The organism is Leptotrichia sp. oral taxon 879 str. F0557, assembly GCF_000469385.1.
Classification (GTDB): domain Bacteria; phylum Fusobacteriota; class Fusobacteriia; order Fusobacteriales; family Leptotrichiaceae; genus Leptotrichia; species Leptotrichia mesophila.
The window spans coordinates 40,957-41,341 of sequence record NZ_KI271358.1; the positions used below are offsets into that span (position 1 = coordinate 40,957).

Below are 385 nucleotides of genomic sequence, written 5' to 3' on the forward strand. Positions count from 1 at the left end.
TATTATTTGATGAAAACTATAAATTTGAAATAGGGAAAGCTGCAACTTTGAGAGAAGGAAATGATGTAGCAATATTAGCGACTGGCCTTATGGTATCAGAAGCTCTTGAGGCGGCGAAATTACTGGAAGAAAAAGGAGTAAAAGCAAGAGTGGTAAATGTTTCTACGATAAAGCCGTTAGATACAGAAACAGTTCTAAAAGCGGCAAAAGAATGTAAATTTATTGTAACAAGTGAAGAACATTCTGTAATTGGGGGACTTGGAAGTGCAGTTTCAGAATATTTATCAGAAGTTCATCCGACAAAAGTTGTAAAACATGGAATACAGGATGTTTTTGGACAAAGTGCAGATGGAGAAACTATGCTTACGAATTATGGGCTTAGAGC

1 protein-coding gene is annotated in these 385 nt (G+C 36.1%); it reads left to right on the forward strand.

Annotation, left to right across the window (positions count from 1 at the left end; all coding sequences use genetic code 11):
* Positions 1-385, forward strand: a 385-nt coding sequence (locus HMPREF1552_RS11300; RefSeq protein WP_021745342.1) for a transketolase C-terminal domain-containing protein, incomplete at both ends; no start/stop codon positions are given.